This is a genomic window from Paenirhodobacter sp., from assembly GCF_041916475.1.
Taxonomy (GTDB): Bacteria; Pseudomonadota; Alphaproteobacteria; order Rhodobacterales; family Rhodobacteraceae; genus Rhodobacter.
Map to the genome: position 1 here is coordinate 1 of NZ_JAYRZN010000067.1, position 10,147 is coordinate 10,147.

General features: G+C 70.9%; 9 protein-coding genes. 5 read left to right on the forward strand and 4 right to left on the reverse strand.

The annotated features are described in order from the left end of the window. Positions 1 to 482 (reverse strand): bifunctional adenosylcobinamide kinase/adenosylcobinamide-phosphate guanylyltransferase (gene cobU / locus ACOMG5_RS17040; RefSeq protein WP_420344984.1); only part of this gene is annotated, 482 nt, incomplete at its 3' end. Between the two features lie 70 nt (positions 483 to 552). Here cobU and ACOMG5_RS17045 point away from each other — a divergent pair. Together ACOMG5_RS17045 and cbiB are read left to right on the forward strand one after the other, a co-directional pair. Continuing rightward, complete coding sequence (locus ACOMG5_RS17045; RefSeq protein WP_420344985.1) at positions 553 to 1,125, forward strand: histidine phosphatase family protein; 573 nt, start codon at positions 553 to 555, stop codon at positions 1,123 to 1,125. Then, positions 1,122 to 2,051 (forward strand): adenosylcobinamide-phosphate synthase CbiB, encoded by a 930-nt coding sequence (cbiB, locus tag ACOMG5_RS17050; RefSeq protein ID WP_420344986.1) that lies wholly within the window; start codon positions 1,122 to 1,124, stop codon positions 2,049 to 2,051. The genes ACOMG5_RS17045 and cbiB overlap by 4 nt, the downstream gene beginning before the upstream one ends. A gap of 333 nt (positions 2,052 to 2,384) precedes the next feature. Here the strand turns inward: cbiB and ACOMG5_RS17055 are convergent, their stop codons facing one another. Continuing rightward, positions 2,385 to 3,815, reverse strand: a complete 1,431-nt coding sequence (locus ACOMG5_RS17055; protein ID WP_420344987.1) for a cobyric acid synthase — start codon at positions 3,813 to 3,815, stop codon at positions 2,385 to 2,387. Between the two features lie 76 nt (positions 3,816 to 3,891). On the opposite strand from ACOMG5_RS17055, the gene cobA reads away from it, so the two are divergent. Next, positions 3,892 to 4,608: a uroporphyrinogen-III C-methyltransferase gene (gene cobA / locus ACOMG5_RS17060; RefSeq protein WP_420344988.1), complete on the forward strand. Its 717-nt coding sequence runs from the start codon at positions 3,892 to 3,894 to the stop codon at positions 4,606 to 4,608. Between the two features lie 172 nt (positions 4,609 to 4,780). Here cobA and pepT read toward each other — a convergent pair whose 3' ends face one another. Beyond that, the gene (gene pepT / locus ACOMG5_RS17065) at positions 4,781 to 6,001 is read right to left on the reverse strand and encodes a peptidase T (protein ID WP_420344989.1); all 1,221 of its coding nucleotides are present in this window, start codon (positions 5,999 to 6,001) and stop codon (positions 4,781 to 4,783) included. 108 nt (positions 6,002 to 6,109) lie between these two features. On the opposite strand from pepT, the gene ACOMG5_RS17070 reads away from it, so the two are divergent. Next, positions 6,110 to 8,437, forward strand: a complete 2,328-nt coding sequence (locus tag ACOMG5_RS17070) for a Tex family protein (protein WP_420344990.1) — start codon at positions 6,110 to 6,112, stop codon at positions 8,435 to 8,437. Between the two features lie 205 nt (positions 8,438 to 8,642). On the opposite strand, the gene ACOMG5_RS17075 is transcribed toward ACOMG5_RS17070, so the two are convergent. Then, the gene (locus ACOMG5_RS17075; protein WP_420344991.1) at positions 8,643 to 9,320 is read right to left on the reverse strand and encodes a CatB-related O-acetyltransferase; all 678 of its coding nucleotides are present in this window, start codon (positions 9,318 to 9,320) and stop codon (positions 8,643 to 8,645) included. Between the two features lie 170 nt (positions 9,321 to 9,490). Between ACOMG5_RS17075 and aroQ the strand changes: the two genes are divergently transcribed. Further along, entirely contained in the window at positions 9,491 to 9,916 is a 426-nt protein-coding gene (aroQ, locus tag ACOMG5_RS17080; protein ID WP_420344992.1) for a type II 3-dehydroquinate dehydratase, read from the forward strand. The last annotated feature ends 231 nt before the right edge of the window (positions 9,917 to 10,147 follow it).

A 10,147-nucleotide genomic window follows, 5' to 3' on the forward strand; every position in this document is an offset into this window, starting at 1 on the left:
CCCGCGACGGCGAGGATCACCTCATCCGCCGTCGCCGCGACCCATTGGGTGAGAAGCCCCGCCGCATCGCGGAACGCGCGGGCGAGCGGATTGTCGGGCACGATGCCGAGGCCGACCTCATTGGTCACCAGAACCACCGGCGCGGCCTGCGCGGCCAGCGCCGCAATCAGCGCCTGCCCCTCCGCGCGCCAGTCCCGCTCCGCGAGCATCAGGTTGCTGAGCCAGAGCGTCAGGCAATCCACCAGCCGCGGCGCGCCATCGGTGGCCGCGAGCGCGGCACACAGCTCCAGCGGCTCGGCATGGGTGCGCCATTCCGGGCCGCGCCGGGCCTGATGGGTGGCGATGCGGGCCTCCATCTCGGCGTCGAAGGCCTGAGCGGTCGCGATATAGACGGCGGGCGCCCCGAAGCCGAGCGCCTTGCCCTCGGCAATCGCGCTCTTGCCCGAGCGCGCCCCGCCGGTCACCAGCACGATCTGCGCCATTCTGCGCCGCCCCCCTTGTTCCCTGCGCGATGACAAAGCAGAAACGGCGCGAGGGATAAAGGAGAAATCCATGACCGAGCCCGAGGAGGCTGAGCATGGCGGGGCGGAGATCGTTCTGATCCGCCACGCGCCCGCGCTGGATGGCGGGTGCATGGCCGGGCGGCGCGACGTGCCCTGCGCGCCGGTCGATCCGGGGGTGGCGGCGGCGCTGCGCGCAGCGGTGGGCCCGGCGCGGGTGATCGCCTCGCCCGCGCGGCGCTGCATGGAGACGGCGGCCGCGCTCTTCGGCCGGTGCGAGACCGACCCCCGCCTCTGGGAGCAGGATTTCGGCCTCTGGGAAGGCATCGCCTATGCCGATGTCCCCGATCTCGGCGCGCTCAGCGCCGAGGCGCTCGCCCGGCATTGCCCCCCCGGCGGCGAGAGCTTCACCACCCTCATCGACCGCGTCGCGCCCGCCTTCGCCGAATGGTCGGGGCGGGTCGCGGTGGTGGCGCATGCGGGCACGGTGCGCGCGGCCCTCGCGCTTGCCACCGGCTCGCCCGGCGGCGCGCTCGCCTTCCAGGTGGCGCCGCTCTCGCTCACCCGGGTGCTCCGCGCGCCGGGCGGCTGGGCGGTGATCGAAGTGAACCGGAGATTCGGATGAGCCTGCACGAAACTGCGCTGATGATGCTGGTGGCAATCGGCTGCGATCTCGCCTTCGGCTGGCCCGATGCGCTCTATCGCCGAATCGGCCATCCGGTGACCTGGCTCGGGCGGCTGATCTCCGCGCTGGAGCGGCGGCTGAACACCCGCCGCCGCCTGCCCGGCGTCATTGCGGCGCTGACGGTGATCGCGCTGGCGGGGGTGGCGGGCTGGGCGGCCCAGGCGCTCCTGCCCGGCGGCTGGGCGGGCGTAGTGCTGGGCGGCGTGCTGGCCTGGCCGCTGGTCGCGCTGCGCTCCATGCACGATCACGTTGCCGCGGTGCTGCGCCCGCTCGCGGCGGGCGATCTGCCTGCCGCGCGCCGGGCGGTGTCGATGATCGTCGGGCGCGACCCGGAGGCGCTGGATGAAGCGGGCGTCGCCCGCGCCGCGCTCGAGAGCCTTGCCGAGAACAGCTCCGATGGAATCGTCGCGCCGCTGCTCTGGGGCGCGCTCCTCGGCCTGCCGGGCATCGCGGCCTACAAGGCGATCAATACGCTCGATTCGATGATCGGCCACCGCAATGCGCGCTATGAAATGTTCGGCTGGGCGGCGGCGCGTATCGACGATGGCGCGAACCTGATCCCGGCGCGGCTCACTGGGCTCTTGTTCGCGCTGGTCTCGCGCCGCACGGGGGCTGCGCTTCGCTGCATGGCGCGCGATGCCCGCCAGCACCGCTCGCCGAATGCGGGCTGGCCGGAGGCGGCGATGGCCGGGGCTCTGGGCGTGCGGGTCTCCGGGCCGCGGATCTATGGCGACCGGATCGCCGACGAGCCCTATGTCAACGCCGGCCACCCGGACCCGACGGCGGCCGATATCGGCCGCGGCCTGTCGCTCTACAAGCGGGCGCTGGCGGCGCTGGCGGTGCTGCTGCTTCTGCTCGCGCTCTGAGGGCCTGCGGCCGCACCTGCCCGGGCGGGGCCCGGGCGCCTCCCCTAAAAGGCGGATCTGGCCGCACGCCCATCTGCCCGCAGGGCGCGGCCGTAGCATCGGGGCCGGGCCGACAAAGCCCCATTCGCCCACATGCGCGCCCCGCTCTGGCCCCCAAGGCTGCTGGATCGCGCCGCCCGCGCAGGCACATTCACCGCCATGCGCCCTGTGCGGGGCGCGCGCGCCACAGGCCCTCGGCGCGCCGCCTGCGATGATGATGGCATCTCACCCCCTCAGCCTGCAAGCAGCCCGATCTGGAAAGCATCCATCGGAGCCAAGGCAGACACCCAGCCCTCAGCGCGCGAGCGCGAGCAGCCCGGCCACGTCCAGATGCGCCTCCAGATGATCGGCCAGCGCCTCCAGCGCGGCCTCCACCCCGGCCTCATAGCTGCCCGTCGCGCGCACCCCGAGCCCCGCGAGCCAGGCCGCCCGGAACCCATCGCCCGCGAACATCCCGTGCAAGTAGCTGCCCGCCACCCGGCCATTGCAGGCGCCCTCGGGCCGGCCCGCCACATGGGCGAAGGGGTGGGCGCAGTCGGGCCCCTCCGTGCGCCCGATATGGATCTCGTAGCCCGTGATCTCCGCCCCGCTCGCCGCATGCACGGCGCGGGTGCGGCTCAGCCGCTTGTCGGGGGCCATCACCGTCTCCACATCCAAGAGCCCGAGCCCCGGCGTCTCCCCGGCCGGGCCCTCGATCCCCTCCGGGTCGCGCACGCAGCGCCCGAGCATCTGATAGCCGCCGCAGATCCCCAGCACCGCGCCGCCGCGCCGGTGATGGGCCAGAATGTCGATGTCCCAGCCCTGCGCGCGCAGGAAGGCGAGGTCCCCGCGGGTGGATTTGGTCCCGGGCAGGATCACCGCGCGGCACTCGGGAATGGCCTCCCCGGGGCGCACCATGACCAGCTCCACCCCCGGCTCCGCCGCGAGCGGGTCGAGGTCGTCGAAATTCGCGATGCGCGAGAGCATCGGCACCGCGATCCGCACCCCGCCAGTGGCCGGGCCGGAGGCGATGTCCAGCGCGTCTTCGGCAGGCAGCCGGTGCGCCTGCGCAAACCACGGTACCACCCCGAAGCCGCGCCAGCCGGTGCGCGCCTCTATCATCCGGTAGCCCGCGTCGAACAGCCGCGGATCGCCGCGGAACTTGTTGATGAGAAACCCCGCCACCTGTGCCGCATCCTGCGGATCCAGCACCGCCTGCGTGCCCACGATCTGCGCAATGACCCCGCCGCGGTCGATATCGCCCGCAAGCACCACCGGCACCCCCGCGGCCCGCGCAAAGCCCATATTGGCAATGTCGCCCGCGCGCAGGTTCACCTCCGCGGGCGATCCGGCGCCCTCCACAATCACCAGATGCTCCGCCGAAAGCCGCCCGAAGCTCTCCAGCACCGCCCCCATCAGCCGCGGCTTCAGCCCGGCATAATCGGCTGCGCGCGTGCTGGTCAGCCGCCGCCCCTGCACGATCACCTGCGCCCCGGTCTCGGTCTCGGGCTTCAGCAGCACCGGGTTCATATCGGTCACGGGCTCCAGCTCGCAGGCCCGCGCCTGCAGCGCCTGCGCCCGGCCGATCTCGCCGCCATCGGCGGTCACGGCGGCATTGTTGGACATGTTCTGCGGCTTGAACGGCGCCACCTTCAGCCCGCGCCGCAGCGCCGCGCGGCACAGCCCGGCCACGAGCATGGACTTCCCGACATTGGAGCCGGTCCCCTGGATCATCACTGCGGGCATGGCCACCTCCTGCGCCCTTCATAGCCGCCCTGCGACAAAGGTTGAAGCGCCGCGCGGGGCGCGGTAGGGCTGGGCCATGACGGGCTTCGTTTCCTTCGTTTCCTCGGGTCCCGGAGACCCGGAGCTGTTGACGCTGAAGGCGGTCGACCGGCTCCGCCACGCCGATGTGGTGCTGTTCGACGATCTCGCCTCGGGCCCGGTGCTGGGCCATGCCGGGCCACAGGCGGAGCTGATTGCGGTGGGCAAGCGCGCGGGCCGCCCCTCGGCGAAGCAGGAGCACGTGAACGCGCTCCTTGTCGCGCAGGCGCTGGCCGGGCGGCGCGTGGTGCGGCTCAAATCCGGCGATGCCGGGATCTTCGGCCGGTTGGAGGAAGAGCTGGCGGCCCTGGCCGCGCATGGCATCGCGCATGAAATCGTCCCCGGCGTCACCTCGGCCAGCGCCGCCGCCGCAGCTGCCGAAATCCCGCTCACCCGGCGCCTGACCGCGCGGCGGGTGCAGTTCGTCACCGGGGCCGATGTCACCGGCGGGCTGCCCGGCGATGTGAACTGGGCAGCGCTCGCCGATCCGGCCGCGACGACGGTTGTGTTCATGGGCCAGCGCACCTTCCCCCGGCTGGCCGAAGGCCTGATCGCGCATGGCCTGCCGCCCGGGACGCCCGCGCTCCTTGCCGAGGCCGTGGGCCACCCCGAACAGGCGCTCCTGCGCAGCACGGTGGCGGGCCTCGCCGCGCGGCTCGAAGGCGTGCGCGCCGAAAACCCGGCGCTGATCCTCTACGGCCCGCTCGCCGATTAGGCCGCGCTGCGGATCCGGCGGCAAAGCCGCGGGCCACAGCCCCGGCAGGCATTCAAGGCGACGCGCTGCAAGAGGCCCCCGCTCGCGCGACGCCTTCTCGCGCAGTCGCCCCCACCGCGAAGTCCGCTCCGCACGCAGGGGCCGCAGCCTGCGCTACAGCCCCGCCACCGGATCAGCCCTTCGCCGCCAGCCCCACCAGCCGCAGGCAGACCCGCGTTGCCGCCGCCATGTCCTGCACCGAGATCCATTCCAGCGGCCCGTGGATATCCTGCATGCCGGTGAAGATGTTGGGGCAGGGCACGCCCATTTCGGTGAGCCGCGAACCATCGGTGCCGCCGCGGATCGGGTTGGAGATGGGCTCGATCCCCTCGGCCCGGCAGGCGGCATGGGCGAGGTCCACCGGCGTCATGTCCTTCTCCAGCCAGTAGCGCATGTTGCGGTACTGCGGGCGGATCTCGCAGCTGATGGTGGCGCGCGGCTCCGTCGCCGCTACCGCCGCGCAGACCTGGCGCAGCACGGCGCCGCGCGCGGCCAGCCCCTCCAGCTCGAAATCGCGCAGGATGATCGACATCTCCGCCACCGCCGCCGAGCCGCTCAGCGCATGGATATGCCAGAACCCGTCGCGCCCGGAGGTGACCTCGGGCGTCTGCGTGGCCTGCGGCAGCAGCTCGATGATCTTCGCCGCCAGATGCAGCGCATTGACCATCTTGCCCGCCGCCGTGCCGGTATGGGTCGAAACCCCCTCCACCCGGATCTTCGCGCCATCGGCGGAGAAGGTCTCGTAATCCACCTCGCCCACGGCGCCGCCATCGAATGTATAGGCGAAATCCACGCCCAGATCGCCCGGCAGGCGCGCATCCACCCCGCGGCCGATCTCCTCATCGGGGGTGAAGGCCACGCGCAGCTTCGGCCGCGGCGCGCCACTGGCCAGAAGCTCCCGCACCGCGGTCATGATGATCGCCACCCCGGCCTTGTCATCGGCGCCCAGCAGCGTGGTGCCGGAGGCGGTGATGATATCATGCCCGACCTTGCCCGCCAGATAGGGCGAATGCTCCGGCGTCAGGGTGATCGGCGCGTCCGGATAGCTGATCGCGCCGCCATTATAGCCCCGGATCACCCGCGGCTTCACCCCGGTGGCATGGAAGGCGGGCGCGGTGTCCATATGCGCACACAGCCCGATCACCGGGCCCGGCGCGGTGCCGGGCACCGTGGCCAGAACCGCGCCATAGCCGGTGATCGTCACCTCCTCGGCCCCCGCCTCGCGCAGCTCCGCGGCCAGCATCTCCGCCAGCCGCAGCTGGATCGCGGTGCTGGGCTGCGTGGCCGAGCTCTCGTCGCTCTGGGTGTCAACGGCGCAATAGCGCACCAGCCGCTCTTCGAGTTCGCGTTCCATCATCACCTCCGCTTGCGGGCGCGATCAGGCGCGCGGCCGAAGCCGGTGTCAAGACCTTGGCGCGGGCGGCGGCGGGGGCTAGAAAGGCCCTCCAGAACGGAGGACACCATGGATACCGCCACCGCCGCCCGCATCGCCCGCACCATCGCCACGGAAATCGCGGCCCGGCCCGATCAGGTCACGGCGGCCGCGGCCCTGCTGGACGAAGGCGCGACGGTGCCCTTCGTCGCGCGCTACCGCAAGGAGGCCACGGGGGGGCTCGATGACACCCAGCTGCGCAAGCTCGCCGATCGCCTCGTCTATCTGCGCGACATGGAGGCGCGCCGCGCCGCCATCGCCTCCAGCATCACCGAGCAGGGCAAGATGACCGACGAGCTCGCCCGCGCCATCGCCGGGGCGGGCACCAAGGCCGAGCTCGAAGACATCTACCTGCCCTACAAGCCCAAGCGCCGCACCAAGGCGATGATCGCGCGCGAGAACGGCCTCGCGCCGCTGGCCGAAGCCATCCTGGGCGATCGCCGCGCCGATCCCGAGGCGCTGGCCGCGGGCTACCTCGGCGAAGCCGTGCCCACGCTGAAAGACGTGCTCAATGGCGCGCGCGAGATCCTGGCCGAAGGGCTTGTGGAGAACGCCGAGCTGCTGGGCCATCTGCGCGCCTTCCTGCAGCGCGAGGCGAAGGTCACCGCGAAGGTCGTGGCCGGGCAGGAGGAGAAGGGCGCGAAATTTTCGGATTATTTCGACCATTCCGAGGATTGGGCCACGATCCCGAGCCACCGGGCGCTGGCGCTTCTGCGCGCCTCCAACGAAGGCGTGGTGACGGTGGACATCGCCCCCGACGAGGCGGGCGCGGAGCGCGCCGTGGCGATGGTGGCGGCGGTCTTCGATGCCCGCACGCAGGGGCCGGGCGATGCCTGGCTCCGCGGCGTGGCGGGCTGGACCTGGCGGGTGAAGCTCTCGCTGTCGATGATGCTCGACCTGATGGGCGACATGCGCGCCCGCGCGCAGGAGGAGGCGATCAACGTCTTCTCGCGCAACCTCAAGGACCTGCTGCTGGCGGCGCCTGCCGGGGCGAAGGCGACGCTGGGCCTCGATCCGGGGATCCGCACCGGGGTGAAGGCCGCGGTGGTGGATGCCACCGGCAAGCTGGTGGCGACGGAGACGCTCTATCCGTTCCAGCCGAAGAACGACCTGCGCGGTGCGCAGGCCGCAATCCTGCGGCTGATCGCGGCGCATGGGGTGGAGCTGATCGCGATCGGCAACGGCACCGCCTCGCGCGAGACCGAGCGGCTGGTGGCCGAGGTGCTGAAGGCGCTGCCCGCCGGGGTGAAGGCGCCGGTGAAGGTGGTGGTCTCGGAGGCCGGGGCCTCGGTCTATTCCGCCTCCGAGCTCGCCGCGCGCGAATTCCCGGGGCTCGATGTCTCGCTGCGAGGCGCCGTGTCCATCGCCCGGCGGCTGCAGGATCCGCTGGCGGAGCTGGTGAAGATCGAGCCGAAATCCATCGGCGTCGGCCAGTATCAGCACGATGTCGATCAGTCGAAGCTCGGCCGCGCGCTCGAAGGCGTGGTCGAGGATGCGGTGAACGCGGTGGGCGTGGATCTCAACACCGCCTCGGCGCCGCTCCTTGCGCATGTGTCCGGCCTCGGGCCGGGGCTGGCCGAGTCCATCGTCGCGCACCGCGATGCCAATGGCGCGTTCCGCTCGCGCAAGGAGCTGTTGAAGGTCGCGCGCCTCGGGCCGCGCGCCTTCGAGCAATGCGCGGGCTTCCTGCGGATCCGCGACGGAGCCGAGCCGCTCGATGCCTCCTCGGTGCACCCCGAGGCCTATGATGTGGCGCGGGCCATCGTGAAGGCCTGCGGCCGCGACATCCGCGCGCTGATGGGCGATGGCGCGGCGCTGAAGCGGCTGAACGCGGCCGATTTCGTCGATGCGCGCTTCGGCCTGCCCACCGTGCGCGACATTCTGGCCGAGCTGGAAAAGCCCGGCCGCGACCCGCGCCCGAGCTTCGTCACCGCGGCCTTCGCCGATGGCATCGAAGACATCAAGGATCTGCGCGAGGGCATGGTGCTGGAGGGTACGGTGACGAACGTGGCGGCCTTCGGCGCCTTCGTCGATATCGGCGTGCATCAGGACGGGCTCGTGCATGTGAGCCAGCTCGCCGACCGCTTCGTGAAGGACCCGCATGAGGTGGTGAAGGCGGGCGATGTGGTGAAGGTCCGCGTCACCGAGGTGGATATCCCGCGCAAGCGCATCGGGCTGACCATGCGCAAAGACGGCGGCACGAGCGCCAAGGACGACCGCGCCGCGCGCGATGCAGGCCCCCGCGGCCCGCAGGGCGCGCCGAAGGGCAAGGGCCCGAAGGGACCGATGCAGGCGGGGCCGAAGACCGACACCGGCTCCTTCGGCGCGGCGCTGCTGGATGCGATGAAGCGGCGCTAAATCAGGATGGCGCGGATAAAGCCGCGATAAACCGGCCCGGCCTTCGTGAAATGCGTGGGCGCCGCCCTCCGGGGCCCTGTGGGGCGACGGGGCGGAAGCGACATCGGGCAGCCGCTCCCGGCGCCCGGCAGTATCGCTTCAAGGCGAAGAACGGGGCGCCCGCCTCGGCGCAAGGGGAGCCAGATCGCGTGGGCCGTCCGGCGCATCATCGCCGCGCCAGCCGCCATGCGCCGCGCCAGCCCATCCGCTTTTTGGGGCGGAGTTCCGACCTCAGCCTTTCGAGGCAATCGGAGACGGGAACCGACAATGCCGAGGTTCCCAGCGCGTTCCAGAGCTGCTCGGGGCTGTTGGACCACCATTCGGATGCCTCGATCTCTGCGATGGTCTCTTCGTCAAACCGGTATTTGAGCACTTTGGCGGGAGCGCCGCCCACGATTGCAAAGGCTGGGACGTCTTTCGTCACGACGGAGCCGGTCGCGATCACGGCTCCGTTCCCGATCCTGACGCCGGCCATGATGACAGACCTGGCGCCGATCCAGACATCATGACCGATGATCAGATCCAGGTTTTCCTTGTCGTCGGGGCGCTTCAGGCCCGCGTCCTGCGCCACATCATCGGATCGGTTCGTCAGTTGCGCGAAGAGCATGTTCAACGGGTAAGTGCTCAGGCTGGTCGTGGGGTGACGCCCCTGGCGGCCGACAAAGAAGACGACATCGAATGCGATCGAGCAGTAATTGCCGATATGCAGCTTTCTAGGCAGGTCGCTCTTGCCGATTTCGATCCGCGGGTGACCGTAGCTGTAGTCACCGCAGGAGAAATTCAGAAACGGTCTCATATACTTATGGAGAATGAATTTCTTGGTGGAGGCTTCGCCAGGAAACATGAAAGTCACCGAAAATGGGCTGTGGATATTCAGATGCTTTACGACTACGAGATGCCCTCTGCAAGGGCGGAACCTGAGTGAGAATGCGTGGGCCGCCGTGCGCGCCCCCCGAAACGGGGCTTGGCAAGCGCCTGCGCAACCCGCACAAAGGGCCGAAGCGGAGGCACGCGATGACGATCTTTATCCTGAACGGCCCGAACCTGAACCTGCTGGGCAAGCGCCAGCCGGAGATCTATGGGCACGAGACGCTCGACGACGTTGCGCGGCTGTGCACGGAGGCTGCGGGGGCGCGGCCGGTCCGGCTGCTGCAGACGAACTGGGAGGGGCAGATGATCGACTGGATCCACGAGGCGCGCACGGAAGCGGCCGGGATCGTGATCAACCCGGGCGCCTGGACCCATACCTCGGTCGCGATCCTCGATGCGCTGAACGCCTATGAGGGGCCGGTGATCGAGGTGCATATTTCGAACGTGCACAAGCGCGAGGCCTTCCGCCACCATTCCTATGTCAGCCTGCGGGCAGACGGGGTGATCGCGGGGCTGGGGATCCAGGGCTATGCGCTGGCGGTGCAGCGGATCGGGGCGCTGCTGGGCTGATCCGGGAGCGGCGGGGCCGGGGCTGCCTGAGCATCTGGTGCGGCGTCAGGTTCTGAAGGCGGAGGGGGGGGGCGTTCCGGTTGCCGCCGGGGCGCGGGCCGAACCGGAAGCGGCTCCGGGAGGGCGGCGAGGCCTGCGTACGCGGAACGCCGACCTTCCTCGCGGCAGCGAAACGCAGCCCGGTACGACTGCCGCGGCGGAGTAACCCCGATCCGGGCCCGCGCGGGACCC

What these genes read in the sequence shown, in the direction of transcription:
- ACOMG5_RS17075 (WP_420344991.1), bottom strand. Translation starts at nt 9,320, where the DNA reads ATGTTTCCTGGCGAAGCCTCCACCAAGAAATTCATTCTCCATAAGTAT.
- cbiB (WP_420344986.1), top strand. Translation starts at nt 1,122, where the DNA reads ATGAGCCTGCACGAAACTGCGCTGATGATGCTGGTGGCAATCGGCTGC.
- ACOMG5_RS17055 (WP_420344987.1), bottom strand. Translation starts at nt 3,815, where the DNA reads ATGCCCGCAGTGATGATCCAGGGGACCGGCTCCAATGTCGGGAAGTCC.
- ACOMG5_RS17070 (WP_420344990.1), top strand. Translation starts at nt 6,110, where the DNA reads ATGGATACCGCCACCGCCGCCCGCATCGCCCGCACCATCGCCACGGAA.
- pepT (WP_420344989.1), bottom strand. Translation starts at nt 6,001, where the DNA reads ATGGAACGCGAACTCGAAGAGCGGCTGGTGCGCTATTGCGCCGTTGAC.
- ACOMG5_RS17045 (WP_420344985.1), top strand. Translation starts at nt 553, where the DNA reads ATGACCGAGCCCGAGGAGGCTGAGCATGGCGGGGCGGAGATCGTTCTG.
- aroQ (WP_420344992.1), top strand. Translation starts at nt 9,491, where the DNA reads ATGACGATCTTTATCCTGAACGGCCCGAACCTGAACCTGCTGGGCAAG.
- cobA (WP_420344988.1), top strand. Translation starts at nt 3,892, where the DNA reads ATGACGGGCTTCGTTTCCTTCGTTTCCTCGGGTCCCGGAGACCCGGAG.